We start from the raw sequence: 15,860 nt of genomic DNA, 5'->3' as shown, positions 1-15,860 counted from the left end.
TTCGGACACTCTTCCCAACCTCCTTCGCTTTAGAGTTTTTCCGCAAGGAGAATTGGGATGTATGAACGTGAAATCGATTTATAAATAAAGGGACATAATATTTAAATCGTATTTCGTGACATCTCCTCAAACCCCGGTCACAGGCTTCCCGCCGTGCTGAAGTTTCGCATGGGTGCTTTGACGAGATCTTACGCGGACTCGTGTGCGCCCTGCACAGCATTGAACCACTCGAGAACAGCGTCCCGCTCCACCGGTAATTCACAGGCCATCTCCGCCCCGAAGGCGGTCCAGGCCTCGACGTAGGCCGGGCGCAGGGCCGTCAGGACGGGGACGTCCGATGCAACCGCCGCGCCGATCAGATCGCGAAAGCCTTTGCCCTCGCTCTCGCCCCGGCCGAAGCGGTTCAGGATCAGCAGATCCGTATCGGCGGTGAGGCTCTGTTCCAGATAGGCCGCGCAGTCGGCCAGCGCGCCGGAATTCAGGCGGCATCCGCTGGATCCAGGCCCCAGGGACTGCGAGATCTGGAAGCTGCGGTCGGACCCGATGACCTGCAGGTCCATGTCGGCGCAGAAACACTCTCCGTTCGAAACGCCCTGGGTCTGCAGCACGCCCCGCACGCGCTTGCCCTGCCCGGAGAGCGCCTTCTCGACCTCGTTCAAAAGGCTATCCACATCGCCCCGGTCACAGCGGACCGCCGCAAGAAGTGCTGAAGTCATAATCAATCCACCGTCATCGAACCGAACGCCGGTTTTGCCAGGTGGGGACATCTCCCGGCGAACCGGAGATCCCCTTTGTCCGACCATAGGCCAGACCGACGACCGCCACCAAGGGAACAAATGTCGCAGGAAACTGCATAATACCAAGTTGCCTAGATAGCGACTCATCCAGACGCTTTGTCGAGGCTTTTGGTTAGGAGCGATCCAGCGCAGCGATATGGATTATCGCAAGCTGAGCGCAACGCGGACAAAAGTCTCGGCAAAGCGCCGTTCCGGTCGCTTCTGCACGCCAGCGGAGGGCGTCGAAAAAGCTGGCCGATACGCCGTATCGCCTGTGCTTTCTCTCCTGCCCGCTGGAGCGCAGAAACGATCTCGATGGGTCGATATCTATGCAATTTGGTGTCAAGCCTGTTTCGCGCCCGTGATCAGCGTTACGGAAAAAAATTTGGAATAAAGTGAACGGCCAGATTGTTGTTGCGATATCGAGGCTCATTGGCCGCCAGAACGGCGGTAAGCCAGCCAAAGCGAGGACAGTCGAATGCCTGCACAAGTTTCTCTTAAGCGACCCCTGAGATGCGGCGAAAGAGCGAATCCGCACGACGGCATTGTGCTTTCTCCAATGGCTTGGCAGGCAGCAGTGACGACCGTCTGTCCGGGTTCGCCATCATGGGGGTCATCGCCATGGGGCGCACCTATGCGGCCAGCCTCTGGCACACGGTCCTTGCCGCTCATTCCCGGCAATGCCTTCGCGGCCAGCGAGATTGACGTAACGCCGGTTGCTCTGGGCGCTTAGCGCTCTCTCTACACCGGACCTTGAAGGAAGGGCACAGCCCGGCCTTCACCTGATAACAACCTGAAGCTCAATAGACCCTAACCGGTCACCTTACCCGACCATCCACATCATCACACATCGCCCCCGTTTGGCAGACGCCTGGAGGGCAGACACGAGAAGGAGACTGACATGTTCGGCTCGAGTGCGATCGTGCGCGGTACCGCGCGCATTTTTAAAGGACATCTGATCGAAGCTTTTGACCAGGGCGACCGAACGGAAGGCCTAGGGAACATCATGCGGGCGATCACCGAAACCAGAGACGGGGTCTGCAAATCCCTCTGTATGAACTGGGTCGCCCATCACGCAAATGACGAGCCCACCTCTTTCGCCGCGGCGGCGAAGGCCATGGGGTCCGGCGCTAATCCGCGCAGCGGCGGTGATTATTCCGGCGTGAAGATGGCCCTCAATCAGCTCGCCTACGGCGACGCGCTCGACAAAGCCAGGAATTGGGCGGAGGCCGGCCGTATCAAGGACGCCTTCACCGACGAGTTCCTGCGCAAACGCGGAATCCTGCGGCAGATGAAAATTTCCAACCCGGCGCTGAACCTCACCTCTCCGGGTATGAAGATCGGCCGCTCCAGCCGCGCCGTCGATACCGCTTTCGCCTGGCGTCTGGCCAAGTCCATCGTCGGAAAGCACAGCGCCGGTTACTGGTCTTACAAGATCATCTCCCTTCATGGCTCGGCGGGCGGACACGCGCTCGCGGCCTTCGTCGGCGCCGACGCCATGTTCTTCGACCCCAACTACGGCATTTTCTACTTCGAGAAAGCGGCCGACTTCGAAAAGTGGTTCGGCGCGCCCGGCGGCTTTTACTGGGAGTCCGGCTACGTCGAGCACCTGGGCAACGACTACGTCATCAAGTCCTACGCCAAGAAGATTTAGAGCGGTTTTGAACAGTCTCAGGGCCGGGTTATGCGCAGGCAGCGCGGAGACAACCTGGCCCCAGGACTCTGTCAGACCCGGGACTCAGGTCCCAAGACTCAGGCCTGGCACTCTCCCTCCGGTACTCAGATGCAGAATTCGCTCGGGCTTCGCCCCAGGCTGCGGCGGAACATATAGCTGAAGGCGCTGGAAGAGGCATAGCCCATGTCGAAGGCGACCGAACTGACTTTCTCGCCGGCGGAAAGCCTCGAAATAGCATGAAAAAGGCGCGCATGCCGCAGCCATCTTGACGGCGGCATGCCCGTTTCGGCGATGAACAGGCGCTCCACGGTCTTGCGGCTGGCGGGGGCGTCGGCAAGCCAGGTCTCGACCGATTCGATGACACCAGGATCGTCGAGTGCCGATTCCGCGAAACGGCGAATGCGGGGATCCCGCGGCAGGGTGATCGAGAGCGGCACGTCCGGCGCCGCGGCAAGTTCATGACGCAGGAGATCGTGAAGCGCATCGTCATGGCCGTTCGCGCGGCCCCCTCCCTGGCCGCTTCCCTCGCGCGGAACGGTTTCGGCCATCAGGGCCTTCAACAACGGCGTCATGGCGATGATCCGGCAATCCGTGCCGATCTCCCTGGCTTCGTCCCGGCGCGCGTCGACGTAGCGCAGCTCGTTGTTCGGCCCGTAACGCATCCAGTGCTCCACATCAGGCGGAACCCACAGGATCATCGCCGGGCTGAGCAACAGGACTCGATCCGGCGTGCCGATGTACATGGACCCTGAAGCCGCGGAGATGAGCTGACCCCAGCCGTGGCTGTGCCAGCCGTAACTCTCGCTGGCTATCGACTTGACCGTCGCCCCCAGATAGCGCGGCATGCGTGCTTCGCCGGGATCGCTTGAGGGATGGTCTTTCAGTTCGGTCATGGTGGCAGCTCAGTCATGGCGCTAGGTCGGTCATGCTACGTGACGAATTTTCGATATCATTTGTCTAGATGTCGAATGAAAGACATATGGTTTTGACCTAGAGTACGCAAGTCATTTGAACAGGGTACTTTCATTCCCCCGAACAGAGCTTGCCGCCGCCATGAACAACCGCAGCTTCCTGACCTGGTTCGCGCTGGGCCATTTCGCCAACGACTGGCCGATCACCGCGCTGTGGCTGATCGTGCCGACGGCCGGCCTCGCCATGGGGCTCTCGCCGGCCGAAATCGGCCTGCTCTTCACGATCTGCAATTTCGGTGGGGCACTTGCCTATCTGCCGGCCGGTATTCTTACGGACCACGTCTCGGACCGCGGCCGGCTGCTCGCCGCGACCTTCTGGTGGGTCGCAATCGGATACCTGCTGGCCTCCCTGGCACCGGGCTTCTGGAGCCTCGCGCTGCTGCTGGCGGTCGCGGGCATGGGCGATGCGGCCTGGCACCCGATCGCCACGGGCGTGCTCACCCGCGAAAACAAGGAGCGGCGCGCGCATGTGTTGGGCATTCACGCCATTGGCGGCTCGCTGGCCGAGGTGCTGTCGCCGCTCGCCGTCGGCTTCCTGCTCGCCTACCTCGACTGGCGCGAGGCCCTGGCGATCTCGGTGCTTCCCACCGTGCTTATGGGAGTGTGCTTCTTCTGGGTCGCGCGCGCGGTCCCGCGGGTCGAAAGAAAGCGCGTCAGCAAAGGAAGCCTGCTCGATCTGATGAACATCTGGCGGCGGGGCAGCGGTCCGCGCCTGGTGGCGATGATCTGCCTCTACAACATGGCGCTCATGGCGCTTCTCAGCATGATCCCGCTCTATCTCGCGGATCGGCACGGATTCGGGCCGGAGGCGGCCGGCATTGCCTTCTCGGCCATGTTGATCGTCGGCGCGCTTGCGCAGCCCTGGATCGGCAAACTCTCCGACATCGCCGGCCGCCGCCCAGTCGTAGTGCTCGGCAACCTCACGGCGGCGCTGGCGGCCCTGCTGATGATCTTCCAGCCCCAGCTCTGGATCATGATCGCAGCGATGATGCTCGCGGTCGCCGCCCTCACCGCGATCCGCGCCGCCATCCTCGCAGGCGCCATCGATCACGTCGGCCACAGCGAAGGCTCGACCCTGGGTTTCGCCTTCGCGCTGATGGACGGCATCGGCGCCCTCGGCGCGGTCCTCGCCGGCATCGCGGCGGGGTTGGCCTGGCCCTACATGTTCGGCCTCGCCGCCGGCTTCTCGCTCGGCGCTGCGGCGCTGGGATTTGTGACGGTCTTTGGGGGGCTGGCGGCTTCCGGAAGTGGTGTTCGGTCATAGCTTGTGTGTCAGCCATCGGGGCCAACGCAGCAAAAGCCAACCGGCCTCTATCGAAGGCGCACAACCTCAGACCTGACCCTTACCATTAATGTTGTATGAATCTTTTTAGGTTGCCATCGATACTGCTGTTGTAAGAAGTGCCTAACTCGATGAAGTAGGGTCGGAAAAAATTTCGAAACTTCTTCATCTTATGTTTGAAGGGCTTTTCTATTGCTGTGCGGTCGCATAACCCACTTTCGACGCAAAATATAGATTCATCAAAGAAATCCAATATGACGTGAACGTCATGTTCGATTTCATCTTTAACAATAATAGATATTACAACGTCGCGATAATTTTTATCTATGTTCCCCACCGTGCTGTTTTTCAAAATGTCTAATATTTTTCCATCGTGCTTAAGTACAGATGCGGATACTATTTTCCAGGAGTCACTTACGGGCGATCTGTAGAATCTTTCCCACACCACCATCGATCTGCCAATTTTCTGTTCGGTTTGGGCGGATTTGTATTCGTGCCACCCCACGTAACCTGCGACTGCGGCCAATATGACGAAACCGAAGTTGTAGGTAATTTGGCTTACTTCTTTTACTGACATTTCACTACGCACCAAATTTTCGGATTATTCTGTTGGGTTTTCTTCGCAGAACGATGGCCGGTGTTCCAAATCGCATGGATCGATGAATTGCCTCGGCATGTACACGTCTTCATCAGGCGCTCGCTTTTGAATTACCCCAGTGTCCGGGGTGCCCGGGTTTGCAGCCGAACAGGGTTTGCAGGGGTTCTTGGCGGCACAGGGATTATCGGGATCCTCTGTCGCAGTTTGGTTTGCGGACGGATCAAGCTGGGCAACCAAAATTTCGGGCAGCTGTCCTGCCGGGCCATCGGGTTGATTGATCAGCAGCGCGGACAGGCTCGTGCCGAAGGCCAAACTAGCCAATCGTGCAGTAGATAAGTGACCCATGATCATCCCCGTTAAAAATTATAAGCATTGGCGCTGCTGCAGCCGAAATTTTGGAGCAGTCCGGAAATCGTTAGCGCTAATATTGTTCCAACTTCGACAGAGATTCAAAGGGGTCAGGTCTTATTTTGTGCATACATCATTGAGATGAAGCGTCTAATGCCTATAGATGCACGAATCGAGACCTGACTTTGCTTACACGGACTATTTACCGAAGTCCAAAACGCGTTTCATGACCCAAATGGATCATGTGCCTTGATTTCTCTCGCTTGAACTGAACGAACCTTCGCGCTGTGAATGAATAGAAACGGGAACACGTCTCACCTGATGTACTCCAACATGTCTGTCGATACATAAAAAGAGACCTAACCAAGCTTCGTTTCGATCGCAGTATTCTTCATTCGGTTTGAGCTGCTTGACGCAGTTAGCTGTATTCATTGGAGAAACTTTTATGATGAATTTCTTGTCTCTAAAGCGCAATACCGCTCACTTTTTAGAAGTACAATTCCTGAGACTTTTAGCATTTTCTTTGCTTTTGCTTGGCGCATCAGCTTGCACACCAACCCCAGATCTGGCTGGCTGGGCGACGGCTTCAAGCGAACTGGCGAGTGATGTTGGGACTGTAAATAAAGATACATCTGAACGGCTTCAGTCTGTTGTGCAACGTCTTGAAGTCTGTGAAGCGCAGAAATGTGTATTAACGGAGGCTCGAAAGTCCACGGATTGGAAGAGAAAGTACAATAGCTTTGTTGAAAACACCTCCACGATAGATGCAACTATGGAAGCCATGGTGCTCTATGCTGATGCTATCGCGGCACTGGCGGCTAAAGGTGAAACTGGCCGTGACGCTGCAAGATCGATTTTGACATCAGTGAAGAGTATATTGGAGACGGTTGGTCAAGCCTACCCACTCGCTGCACCTTTTGGCCCCGTGATCGAAGAGGTTGGAGCGCTCATAACCAAGGCGGAGGCTCAAGAATCCCTAGCTCGTCAGATGCATGTGCTTGAAGTGAGAGGCGGTGCAATCGACAAATTGGTTACTGGTCTCACTTTGGCTTCAGCAGCTCAAATTAAGATTGTAGATGAGTTGTACAGGCTTGAGGTTGATCTTCTCGAGGCCGAAGCAGGGCCTGAACTAATTGGTTGGCATAACCATCAGTTAGGGGGAACAGCTTACAAAATCCGTGAAGAACTGTTCGGTGCCAGTGACGTCTCCCGCCTTCATGACGAGCTTGGTTTGCTAGCTCTTACAGAGAAGACTGTTGCAATCTATCGGCGAGGCTTGACGGAGAGTGAAGCTTGGTCACTACAAAGAGTGGCCTCTCTTGAGAAAATTCCTGCGGCAGCTGCGGTGTGGGGAGAAACGCATTCCGAAGCACGCGAAATCTTACAGAAATGCGGCGGTATACGGTCACTGAAGTGGTCGTGCGGAAATTACAGTGCTGCCAACCTCGTTATTGCAGGCAAACGCATCAAAAATTTAGTGCAGCCATTTCTCGAAGACGAAAACAGCTAGGCGTGTTTTTGCAAAATCGTTCGAAATAAAATTCGTGCGCCTAATTCCAGTTACAAGTCTTTTGAAGGAAAAGAACTATGAGTGATAAAGCTGAGGCAAATGCGATTAAAGCTCTGCAAGACATAAGGGATGCAATTGCTAACAATGACATAGATTTGCGGGAAGACGCCGAGGGACGGTTCAAAGCGGTAATTGGATATGTGTCGCCTAAAAGCAGGCGAGACGAATTCAGAATCATGAAGTATGAGCTTGATGAAGCCGCAGCGGATGAAGTCTTTCAGAAGTTTGAAGAACTCGTCGAAGAACACTTCCAAGGGTTGGGTGATGTTTTTAAACTTGGTGCAGAAATGGCGGACGACGAAGCAGCATCACTGTTTTTCCCGGTCGCCGCGACTCAGTTTGCACAAGTTGCTGCGCGCCTCAAAAAAATCAAGGAAGCAGCAGAGGGGCTTTCAGAACATGTTGATGAATTGAAGGATCAATTCTCTGCAGATGACGTTGGGGATCTCATTAGTAATGCCAATGAAATAAAGGAAATTGGAGAAGCGATTTTCGAAATCCTGTCCGGCCTCAAAGACGGGTTTGAGTCAGAAGCATGATAGAGCCTCACCTTAGCACCCGGCTTCTCTGGCATGCTGATCAAATCACGAAGTTAATCGGCACTCTCACAATAATCGTTGATTTTGTGCAAAGCGATGGTAATGCAAAAGGGAAGATCACGAATGTCCAGGTTCCCGTCAGGACGACAGTTTCTGTTTCAGGCCTTTCGTCTTCCGAGGTAACGAATAGCGTCGGATGGTTTTGGGAAAGCGGGGAAACTCTCAAAACGGAAGTAAGTTTTCAACCGTCTGATACTGGTTTGTCATTGAGCTTACCTGTTTCCGTTAGCAGCCCGAAGAAAGGTGATCTGAAGCGAAAGGTTTGTGTTGACCTTAACTTCGCGGTGGATTCCGTCACTGAAACACCTATCTTCGAAACCTCCCCGTTGAGTGCCTTTACTTGTGTTCCCAACGCATCCGAAACTGCCCTCGCTCGCTGGTGGAAAACAGGGGCAACATTTGCCATTGTGCTTGCAATCTCAGCTTGTCGCGGTTATTCGCCACCGAGCACCACGCTGTTTGAGAAAATACCTGATGCAGTCAAGACTTTGGGAGCTTTGGCTGAGATAGGTTATCTGTTGCTGATCTTAACTCTTGTCGCGGCTATTCTTGAGCGAGTTAACGAAGTCGTCATATCGGCTAGGCGACGTTCTGGCCGGGAGATTCGCGAAGCGATCGTTGAAGGCTTACGAAAGCGCAGTAAGTTTTCAAAGGACGTCAGGCTTCAAAATGACCTGGTGATTGCAGATATTGATCTATTGAGCTACCGCGCAGAAACGAGAACTTGGGCGCTGAGATTTGGGGTTGTCGTTGGAGCGCTTGTCGGTGCATTAGGATCGATTGGCCTTGTTGAGGCACTTAATCTTCCAATTTCAAAAGATCATAAGGAGTTAACAGCAGCCTTGGACGTTGTCATCGTTTCAGCTTTAGTTTCGGGTGGCACTCAACCTATCCACGATGTTGTTGCCGCAATTCAAAAAGCAGCCAAGTCAATCAAAAGTTGGACGAAACCTTAACCTCACTTTGTCCCGGCTTAAGAACACGCAGCGTTATTTGTGGCCTAAATCGTTTTTACCGCAACCTCACCAACAGCTCCATCAACACCTCCCGCTCCCTTTCACTCAACGGCTCCAGCGTCTTGTCCGTAATCTCGAAGGCCTTCGGAAAGGCCCGTTCCGCCAACGCGCGCCCTGCATCCGTCAATCCCACCAGTAAACGCCGGCTGTCTTCCGGGTCGGTCCAGGTTTCAGCGACGCCGCGTTTGGCCAGGCGGGCGATGACGCCCTTGATGGTGGCGGCGTCCATGGAGGTCAGGCGGCCCAGGCGGTTCTGGGAGCAGGAGCCCATTTCATAGAGGCGGGCGATGGTGGCGAACTGGGTTGTCGTCAGGCCCTCGGGGATGGTCTCGGCGAAAATCGCCGTGTGGCGCTGGCTGACCTGACGCAGGATGAAGCCGAACTGCTGGTCCAGGTGATAGAGGTGATTCTCGCTCTCCGGGGCTTCTTCGCTCTGCGGTCTTTTGGCTGCGGCGGTTTGCTTCATGTGTTTCTCAGTTGTGTTTCGGACGCGTGATTTGGTTTGTTTTAATTTGGCTCGGTGCCGGCCCGCTCCCCCTCCCGGCCACCCACATGATAATTCCGATGGGTGGCCGGGAGGGGGAGAGGGCTGGTGCCGGTTCGGCGCGAGCCGAACCTAATCAAAGCGCATCTCCTGGTGCCGGTTCGGTGTAAACCGAACCTAATAAAACAGCTTAAACACTCAAATACGCGTTCCGGACCTCTTCGTTGTTTTCCAGTTCTTCAATCGTCCCATCATATTGCACGCTGCCGCGCTCGATGATGTAGGCGCGGTCGGCGACCAGTTTGGCGAAGTGCAGGTTCTGTTCCGACAGCAGGATGGTTAGACCCAGCTTTTTCAGTTCGCGGATGGTGAAGGCGACCTGTTCGACGATCACCGGCGCAAGACCTTCCGAGGGTTCGTCCAGCAGCACGAATTTCGGATTGCCCATCAGGGTGCGGGCGATCGTCAGCATCTGCTGTTCGCCGCCGCTCATGGCGCCGCCCAGATTGTTGCGCCGCTCCTCCAGGTTGGGGAAGAGCTTGAAGAGTTTTCCTGGCGTCCATTCCGGCGCGCCCGCGCGCGGCGTCTGCCGGCCGACCTCCAGGTTCTCCAGAATGGTCAGGTCGGTGAAGATGCGCCGCTCCTCTGGCACGTAGCCGACGCCCAGCTTGGCGATGTTATGGGGCGGCAGGGCCGTGATGTCCCGGCCGGCGTAGCTAATCTTGCCCGACTTGGCCGCGACCAGCCGCATGATGCTTTTCATGGTGGTCGACTTGCCCGCGCCGTTGCGCCCCAGCAGGGCGACGACCTCGCCCTCGGCCACCGACAGCGACAGATCGTGCAGGATGTGCGCGCGGCCGTAGAAGGAATTGATGCGGTCCAGTTCAAGCATCGGCCAGATCCCCCTCAGCGCTTTCTCCTTCTGCGCCCCCGAAGGTCGAGCCGCCGCCCAGATACACCTCCTGCACCTTCGGGTCGGCGCGCACCTCATCGACCGTGCCTTCGGCCAGGATCTCGCCCCGGTTCAGCACCAGGACTCTATGCGCATGCGCGAAGACCACGTCCATGTCATGCTCGGTAAAGAGCACGCCGATTTTGCGGTCCTTCACGATATCGGCGGTCAGTTGCATCAGCCCCACGCGTTCCTTCGGCGCCATGCCGGCGGTGGGTTCGTCCATCAGCAGCAGGCGCGGATTGTGGGCGAGCGCGATGGCCAGCTCCAGGCGCTTCAGATCGCCATAGGCCAGCACCGAAGCCGCGCGCCCCGCCTGGTTCTCCATGCCCACCAGCTCCAGCAAGGCCAGCGCCTCGTCGCGGTGGCGGCGCGACGCGGGCGGCCAGACCGAGAAGACGCCCCGGTGGTGGGAGATCAGGGCCATCTGCACGTTCTCCATGACGGTCATGGAGGCGTAGGTCGCCGTGATCTGAAAGGTCCGCCCGACCCCCATGCGCCAGATCCTGCGCGGCGTCTGGCCAATCAGTTCCTGGCCATTCAGCTTGACCGAACCCCGGTCCGGGGGCAGTTGGCCGTAGAGCATGTTGAAGCAGGTGGTCTTGCCCGCGCCGTTCGGGCCGATCAGGGCCAGCAGCTCGCCTTCGTTCAGGTCCAGCGAGACTTCGTTGACCGCCTTCACGCCGCCGAAGGATTTGGAGAGATTGCGGACTTCGAGGAAAGACATCAGGCCGCCTCCTCTTCAGCATCGCTCAGGGGGTCGGCATTCCGGCCAAAACGTCCTCGGACCCAATGTCCCACACCGACGAGGCCGTTGGGCAGCAGGATCACGATGGCGATGATCATCAGGCCGAGGCATAGCCGCCAGTACTCGAAGCGCGAAAGCCAGTCCTGCAGCAGGGTAAAGACCACGCCGCCGGCCAGCGGCCCGAACAGCGACTGCACGCCGCCCAGGAAGACGATGATCAGTGCGTCGAAGGAGCGGGCGATCTCCAGCTCGGTGGGAAAGATACTGCCCTTTGCGAAGACGAAAAGCGCGCCGGACAGCCCGGACATCATGCCGGCGAAGATGAAGGCCGACCATTGCACCAGCCGCACGTTGATGCCGATGGCTTCGCTGCGCAGCGCCGAATCCCGGCTGCCGCGCAGGGCGTAGCCGAAGGGCGTATAGGCCATGAACAGCAGCGTCGTGATGCCGCCGATGCCCAGCGCCAGAACCAGGTAGTAGTAGGCCGTGGTGCTGCTCGCCCAGGCGCTCGGCCAGATGCCCAGAATGCCGTCGTCGCCGCCGGTGACCTCGCTCCACTGAAAGGCGATCGACCAGACCACCTGCGCAAAGGCCAGGGTCAGCATGGCGAAGTAGACGCCCGAGAGGCGCACGCAGAACCAGCCGATGACCAGGGCCAGCAGCCCGGCGGCCAGCGGCGCCAGCAGGAGGGCGAGCTCCATGGGCGTCTCGGCGTACTGCACCATCAGCGCCGCGGCATAGGCCCCGCCGCCGAAGGTCGCGGCATGGCCGAAGGAGACCAGTCCGCCGAGCCCCAGGATGAAGTGCAGGCTGGTGGCGAAGAGGCAGGCGATGATCACGTCGGCCAGCAGCACCTGCAGGAAGTTGCCGCCGAACAGCGGTACGACCGCCAGGGCCAGCGCGCAGGCGGCGAGGACCAGCCAGAGCCGGCCCGAAAAAGCGCGCAGGGGCGCTTCGGGCGGACCCTGACTGCCGTGACTGCCGACGATCTCCGGCCTGCCAAAGAGACCCCAGGGCCGGAAGATCAGCACCACCGCCATGACCACGAACATCAGCACCAGAGTGCTTTGCGGCAAAAGCTGGACGCCGAAGACGTTGAGCTCGGAGATGATCAGGGCCGCGACGAAGGCGCCGGGGATGCTGCCCATGCCGCCGATCACCACCACCACGAAGACCGGGGCCAGGATGTTGAAATCCATCAGCAGGTCGGCGCCGCCCTTGGGCAGCTGCGCCGCGCCGCCGATACCGGCCAAAGCCGAGCCCAGGAAGAAGACACCGCTGAACAGCCAGGACTGGTTGACGCCCAGCGCACCGACCATCTCCCGGTCCTGAGTCGCGGCGCGCACCAGGATTCCGGCGCGCGTCTTATTGAAGAGATACCAGAGCCCCCCCAGCACTAGGAACGACAGGAAGATCAGCACCAGGTCGTAGGCCGGCAGCAGCTGATCGCCGATCTTCACCACGCCCTCGAAACCGGGGGATCTTTTGCCGATCAGGTCGTCCGGACCCCAGATCAGAAGAGTCAGATCCTGGATCACCAGGATGACCCCGAAGGTCGCGACCAGCTGGAACAGCTCCGGCGATTTATAGATCGGCCGCAGCACACCCAGCTCGACGATCAGCCCGATCAGGCCGACCGCGACGCCGGTCAGAAGAATGCTCGCCCAGAAGCCGATGAAGCCCGGCAGCACCGTCATGAGCGAATAGGCGATGTAGGCGCCCAGCATGTAGAAGGAGCCGTGCGAGAAGTTGACCACCCGGGTCACGCCGAAGATGATCGACAGTCCCGAGGCGACCAGAAACAGCGCAGCGGCATTCGCCAGGCCGGTCAGAATTTGAACGACGAAGAAGTCCATCAGATCTCGCTAACGTCGAAGCCCATGACTTTCGAACGCCTGTGGTTATTGCGGGTTATAACGACCGTTTTTCGAGGCAAAGCGGTGTCATTTCGCTCATGCAAACCGATCTCCCGGCGGGATGTTTCGCCCCCGCCGGGATCGCTTAAAAGGTCGCGTTGGATCAGTCGGTCGCCGGACGCAGTTTCTTCACTTCCGCGTCGGAAGGCAGGTAGTTCGCGCCCTCCTTGTAGGCCCAGTCGACCATCATGCCCTTGCCGTCCTTGACGGTCGTCGTACCGACCCAGGCACCCATTGTGGATTGATGGTCGATCGCCCGGTAAGTAACTGAACCGGAAGGCGTATCCAGCGATAGGCCTTTCATGGCATCGACCAGAGCTTCCGTGTCGGTCGAGCCCGCCTTCTTGATGGCGGCCGCGATGCTCAGCATCGTGTTGTAGCCGACCAGCGAGCCGATCCGGGGATAGTCTTCCCAGCGTTTCTCGTAGGCTTCGACGAAGGATTTATGGGCGGAATCCTCAATGTCGTACCAGGGATAACCTGTTACGACCCAACCTTCCGGCGCCTCGTCCTTCAGCGGATCGAGATATTCCGGCTCACCGGTCAGAAGGCCCATAATCAGCCGGTCTTTGAACAGCCCGCGCAGTGCGCCTTCGCGCACGAACTTCGCCAGATCGCCACCGAAAGTCACGTTGTAAACGGCATCCGGTTTGGCGGCTTCGATCGCCTGAACTTCCGCTCCGGCGTCGATCTTAAAGAGACCAGGCCATTGTTCCGTAACGAATTCCACATCAGGGCGCTTTTCCATCAGCACCTTCTTGAAGGCCGCGACCGCGTCCTTGCCGTATGCGTAGTTGGGCGCAATCGTGGCCCAGCGCTTGGCTGGGTTCTTTGCTGCGATCTCGGCCAGCATGGCCGCTTGCATGTAAGTCGAAGGCCGGAGACGGAAGGTGTAGCGGTTGCCTTTACCCCAGACCAGAGCATCGGCGAGTGGCTCAGCGGCCAGATACAGCCGTTTCTTCTGGCCCGCATAGGAAGCCAGCGCCAATCCGACGTGACTGAAGAGCGAGCCGGAGATCATGGCTACTTCGTCACTGGTGAAAAGTTCTTCAGCAATTTTAATGGCTTCACCGGGTTTGCCCTGATCGTCGCGCGAAACCAGTTCCAATTGCTTGCCGAGCACGCCGCCGCTGGCGTTGATGGTTTCGATCGCCAGAACTGCGCCGTTTTTATAGGGGATCGTGTGACCCGGTAGGCGCTTGTAGCTGTTGATGTCGCCGATCTTGATCGTATCCGCGGCTACGGCTGCCGTCCCCATTCCCATAACGTTGGCGGCCATCGCAACGGCGGCCGTCAAACCAATCACTTTCCTGTACATCCGTTCTCTCCTGTTTTTCAGTTCTTGTTATTCTGTTGTTGCCCCAGGGTTATTGGGCGGCCGACTGCGAAGCGTCTCCTGCGGTCTCCGCGTCCGGTTGGGTTTCCGCAGCGATCATCTTGTCGACGATCCAGCGGTAGAAATTCGGTCCTTTGTCGATGGCGAGCCTGATCGGCCGGCGGCTGCGGGGCCGCAGTTCCTCTTCCTGAATCGCTTCCAGGATCACCTTGTCCTCGGCAAAGGCGACCCGGAATAACTCGTCCATCTGTGCGCCCGCGGTTTCATCCTCCACCGCGGTGTTGCGCAGATGCATCCAGCGATCGATCGTGTAGGTCGCATTGACTGGGGTCATGAAGTGCAGCGCGAAGATTCGCACCCCCTCGTCCCGCCGATCCTCCGCCAGTTCGAGTTCTGCATCAGAGCTGCCGAAATCGATCGCAGCCACACAGGGCGCATGGAGGTAGTAGTAATGCCAACGGTCGACATTGCCGCTAAAGCCCCCGAATTTCTGGAAAAAACCGATCGGTGGCGCATCGCGGATCCAGCGCGAGGTGATAACCACATCGCCGGCACGCTCGGTTGTGACTGGGACATTCTCGCTGGCCGCGTTGCCCAGGGTCGTGGGGTGAACAAAACTCACATGCGCCGGATCACAGAGGTTTTCTGCGACATTGAGATAGTTGGATTTCAGATGTAGGGCGTCGCCGTGATGCATCGACCACTTGGGGTCGGTGAATTGTGGCAGATCGAAGATTAGATCCGGGTCCGCCTTGTCGGCATCGCCCATCCAAATCCAAACAATACCGTGGCGTTCATGGGTCGGATAGGTGCGGACGAAGGCACTTTCGGGGATGCGTTCCTGGCCTGGAATCCGCACACAGCTACCGTCGTGGTCGAAGGTCATGCCGTGGTAACCGCACTGGATGCAGTCGTCCTTGAGCTTGCCTTTGGATAGCGGCATCAGCCGGTGGGGACAGCGGTCTTCCAAGGCGGCAACCCCACCGTCATTCTTGCGGTAAAGGACGACGTTCTCTTCCAGAATCGTTGCACGCGCGAGGGTGCGATCGAACTCGCGCGACCATCCTGCGACATACCAAGTATTCCGAACGTATTCCATCACCTCTTACTCCAGTGGCTAGCACCAAACTGGTTGATCGAGCCGGCTTTTGGGCCGGTATCAATCCCAGTCAGGTGCGATCACGACTTTCAATCCGTCCAGGGCCTCGCTCAACGTGATCTGACACGACAGTCGCGAATTTTCCTGAACGTCGAAGGCCTCATCAAGCATGTCCTGTTCTTCATCTTCCGGCGTGTTCAACTTGCCGTACCAGTCGTTGTCCACATAGATGTGGCAGGTCGCACAGGCGCAACAGCCGTCGCATTCTGCTTTGATCCCCATGTCGGCTTCGCGCAGCAGGCGCATCAGTACCTGTCCCGGCTTGGCGGTCAGTTCATGGGTTTGACCTTCGCGGTCGATCACGGACACAATCATATTTACCTCGTCGTTCTAAAGTTCGGGTCGAATAGAGCCAGTTAAGCCATCTGTAATGCGGTATTTCGATCCCTATTGCTATTCGTTTATGATCTTCAGAACGTCAATTCTTTCT

At 57.8% G+C, this 15,860-nt stretch carries 16 protein-coding genes; 6 read left to right on the top strand and 10 right to left on the bottom strand.

What is annotated here, in order from left to right; genetic code table 11:
* Window positions 1–188: 188 nt before the first annotated feature.
* The gene (locus QMZ18_RS00785; protein WP_282604321.1) at window positions 189–716 is read right to left on the bottom strand and encodes a DUF2478 domain-containing protein; all 528 of its coding nucleotides are present in this window, start codon (window positions 714–716) and stop codon (window positions 189–191) included.
* Window positions 717–1,289: 573 nt separating this feature from the next.
* On the opposite strand from QMZ18_RS00785, the gene QMZ18_RS00780 reads away from it, so the two are divergent.
* Both QMZ18_RS00780 and QMZ18_RS00775 read left to right on the top strand, forming a co-directional pair.
* Complete coding sequence (locus QMZ18_RS00780; RefSeq protein WP_282604320.1) at window positions 1,290–1,481, top strand: hypothetical protein; 192 nt, start codon at window positions 1,290–1,292, stop codon at window positions 1,479–1,481.
* Between the two features lie 196 nt (window positions 1,482–1,677).
* A complete protein-coding gene (locus QMZ18_RS00775; RefSeq protein WP_282604319.1) occupies window positions 1,678–2,430 on the top strand; it encodes a YopT-type cysteine protease domain-containing protein in 753 nt (250 codons plus the stop codon).
* Between the two features lie 125 nt (window positions 2,431–2,555).
* On the opposite strand, the gene QMZ18_RS00770 is transcribed toward QMZ18_RS00775, so the two are convergent.
* Complete coding sequence (locus QMZ18_RS00770; RefSeq protein WP_282604318.1) at window positions 2,556–3,344, bottom strand: helix-turn-helix domain-containing protein; 789 nt, start codon at window positions 3,342–3,344, stop codon at window positions 2,556–2,558.
* Window positions 3,345–3,504: 160 nt separating this feature from the next.
* On the opposite strand from QMZ18_RS00770, the gene QMZ18_RS00765 reads away from it, so the two are divergent.
* On the top strand, window positions 3,505–4,686 hold the full coding sequence (locus QMZ18_RS00765; RefSeq protein WP_282604317.1) for an MFS transporter: 1,182 nt from the start codon (window positions 3,505–3,507) through the stop codon (window positions 4,684–4,686).
* An 85-nt stretch (window positions 4,687–4,771) separates the two neighbouring features.
* Here the strand turns inward: QMZ18_RS00765 and QMZ18_RS00760 are convergent, their stop codons facing one another.
* Window positions 4,772–5,281 (bottom strand): hypothetical protein, encoded by a 510-nt coding sequence (locus QMZ18_RS00760; protein ID WP_282604316.1) that lies wholly within the window; start codon window positions 5,279–5,281, stop codon window positions 4,772–4,774.
* A gap of 814 nt (window positions 5,282–6,095) precedes the next feature.
* Between QMZ18_RS00760 and QMZ18_RS00755 the strand changes: the two genes are divergently transcribed.
* From QMZ18_RS00755 to QMZ18_RS00745, 3 genes are all read left to right on the top strand, one after another.
* The gene (locus tag QMZ18_RS00755; protein WP_282604315.1) at window positions 6,096–7,160 is read left to right on the top strand and encodes a hypothetical protein; all 1,065 of its coding nucleotides are present in this window, start codon (window positions 6,096–6,098) and stop codon (window positions 7,158–7,160) included.
* Window positions 7,161–7,237: 77 nt separating this feature from the next.
* On the top strand, window positions 7,238–7,759 hold the full coding sequence (locus QMZ18_RS00750; protein ID WP_282604314.1) for a hypothetical protein: 522 nt from the start codon (window positions 7,238–7,240) through the stop codon (window positions 7,757–7,759).
* Window positions 7,756–8,775: a hypothetical protein gene (locus QMZ18_RS00745; RefSeq protein WP_282604313.1), complete on the top strand. Its 1,020-nt coding sequence runs from the start codon at window positions 7,756–7,758 to the stop codon at window positions 8,773–8,775. The genes QMZ18_RS00750 and QMZ18_RS00745 overlap by 4 nt, the downstream gene beginning before the upstream one ends.
* Before the next feature lie 55 nt (window positions 8,776–8,830).
* On the opposite strand, the gene QMZ18_RS00740 is transcribed toward QMZ18_RS00745, so the two are convergent.
* The 7 genes from QMZ18_RS00740 to QMZ18_RS00710 all read right to left on the bottom strand — a co-directional run bounded on the left by QMZ18_RS00740 (window position 8,831) and on the right by QMZ18_RS00710 (window position 15,745).
* Window positions 8,831–9,301, bottom strand: a complete 471-nt coding sequence (locus QMZ18_RS00740; RefSeq protein ID WP_282604312.1) for a MarR family winged helix-turn-helix transcriptional regulator — start codon at window positions 9,299–9,301, stop codon at window positions 8,831–8,833.
* A gap of 208 nt (window positions 9,302–9,509) precedes the next feature.
* On the bottom strand, window positions 9,510–10,211 hold the full coding sequence (locus QMZ18_RS00735; protein WP_282604311.1) for an ABC transporter ATP-binding protein: 702 nt from the start codon (window positions 10,209–10,211) through the stop codon (window positions 9,510–9,512).
* The gene (locus QMZ18_RS00730) at window positions 10,204–10,998 is read right to left on the bottom strand and encodes an ABC transporter ATP-binding protein (RefSeq protein ID WP_282604310.1); all 795 of its coding nucleotides are present in this window, start codon (window positions 10,996–10,998) and stop codon (window positions 10,204–10,206) included. Before QMZ18_RS00730 ends, QMZ18_RS00735 begins: the two co-directional genes overlap by 8 nt.
* On the bottom strand, window positions 10,998–12,875 hold the full coding sequence (locus QMZ18_RS00725; RefSeq protein ID WP_282604309.1) for an ABC transporter permease: 1,878 nt from the start codon (window positions 12,873–12,875) through the stop codon (window positions 10,998–11,000). The genes QMZ18_RS00730 and QMZ18_RS00725 overlap by 1 nt, the downstream gene beginning before the upstream one ends.
* Before the next feature lie 163 nt (window positions 12,876–13,038).
* On the bottom strand, window positions 13,039–14,253 hold the full coding sequence (locus QMZ18_RS00720) for an ABC transporter substrate-binding protein (RefSeq protein WP_322097109.1): 1,215 nt from the start codon (window positions 14,251–14,253) through the stop codon (window positions 13,039–13,041).
* A gap of 49 nt (window positions 14,254–14,302) precedes the next feature.
* The gene (locus tag QMZ18_RS00715) at window positions 14,303–15,370 is read right to left on the bottom strand and encodes an aromatic ring-hydroxylating dioxygenase subunit alpha (RefSeq protein WP_282604308.1); all 1,068 of its coding nucleotides are present in this window, start codon (window positions 15,368–15,370) and stop codon (window positions 14,303–14,305) included.
* 60 nt (window positions 15,371–15,430) lie between these two features.
* A complete protein-coding gene (locus QMZ18_RS00710) occupies window positions 15,431–15,745 on the bottom strand; it encodes a 2Fe-2S iron-sulfur cluster-binding protein (protein ID WP_282604307.1) in 315 nt (104 codons plus the stop codon).
* Window positions 15,746–15,860 lie beyond the last annotated feature (115 nt).

The sequence above is a fragment of the Pelagibius sp. Alg239-R121 genome, from assembly GCF_947331435.1.
GTDB lineage: Bacteria > Pseudomonadota > Alphaproteobacteria > Kiloniellales > Kiloniellaceae > Denitrobaculum.
This window is presented reverse-complemented; position numbering and strand designations above follow the sequence as displayed.